This is a genomic window from Streptomyces sp. NPDC101166, assembly GCF_044768125.1.
Taxonomy (GTDB): Bacteria; Actinomycetota; Actinomycetes; order Streptomycetales; family Streptomycetaceae; genus Streptomyces.
In genome coordinates this window covers 1-1,006 of sequence record NZ_JBIWPF010000404.1, presented here as the reverse complement: position 1 = coordinate 1,006, position 1,006 = coordinate 1, and the positions used below count along the sequence as shown (strand labels likewise).

Sequence of the window (1,006 nt, the reverse complement as noted above, 5' to 3'; positions counted from 1 at the left end):
CCAGATTGTCCAGCACGCCAGGGTTGTTGGCCTTCGAGAAGATGGCCGACGGCTGCAAGGTCGCCACCGCGAACACGAAGATGATCGTCAACGCGGCCAGCAGGATATTGAGCGCGATCTCGTTCGGCGTCTTCTGCCGCGACGCGCCCTCGACGAGCGCGATCATCTTGTCGATGAACGAACCGCCCGGCTCCTGGGTGATCTGGACGACGATGCGGTCCGACAACACGGTGGTGCCGCCGGTCACGGCCGACCGGTCACCGCCGGATTCGCGGATGACGGGTGCGGACTCACCGGTGATGGCCGATTCGTCCACGGAGGCAATGCCTTCCACGACATCACCGTCACCCGGGATGACCTGCCCCGCCTCGACGACCACGTAGTCGCCGCGGCGAAGTTCGGGAGCGGGCACCCGCTCCTCGACGACGCGCGCGCCCGGCGACCAGTTCGCCAGACGGCGAGCGACCGTGTCGGTCTTGGCCTTTCGCAGCGTGTCCGCCTGCGCCTTGCCGCGGCCCTCGGCCACGGCTTCGGCCAGATTGGCGAAGATCACCGTCAGCCACAGCCAGACGACGATCGCCCAGGCGAAGAACGTCGGACTCGCGATGGCCAGGACGGTGGCCCAGACCGCGCCGATCTCGACGATCAGCATCACCGGATTGCGCCACATGATGCGCGGATCCAGCTTCTTCAACGCGTCCGGCAGCGACCCGAGCAGCATCTTGGGGTCGAACAACCCCGCTGACACACCGCGTTTCGGGTTGCTGTGCGCGGTCTGCACCGGCGCGGAGTCGATGGTGGGAGTGCTCATGAGTGGATTCCTTCAGCGAGCGGGCCGAGCGCCAGCATCGGCAGGAAGGTGAGCGCGACCAGGATGACGGTGACGCCCGCGACCATGCCGACGAACTGCGGCCGATGCGTCGGCAGCGTGCCCTCGGAGGCGGGAGTGTGCCCCTGCGCCGCCAGCGAACCGGCCAGGGCCAGTACGAAGATCATGGGGATGAAG

Annotated in this window: 1 protein-coding gene and 1 pseudogene; both read right to left on the bottom strand. The window is 67.3% G+C overall.

Annotated features, from left to right (window positions below):
* Positions 1-811 (bottom strand): annotated as a pseudogene (locus tag ACIRS4_RS39450) (potassium-transporting ATPase subunit B); the annotation flags it as partial.
* The coding region (locus ACIRS4_RS39445) for a potassium-transporting ATPase subunit KdpA (protein ID WP_404205284.1) at positions 808-1,006 on the bottom strand (199 nt) is incomplete at its 5' end. The pseudogene ACIRS4_RS39450 and the gene ACIRS4_RS39445, both read right to left, overlap by 4 nt.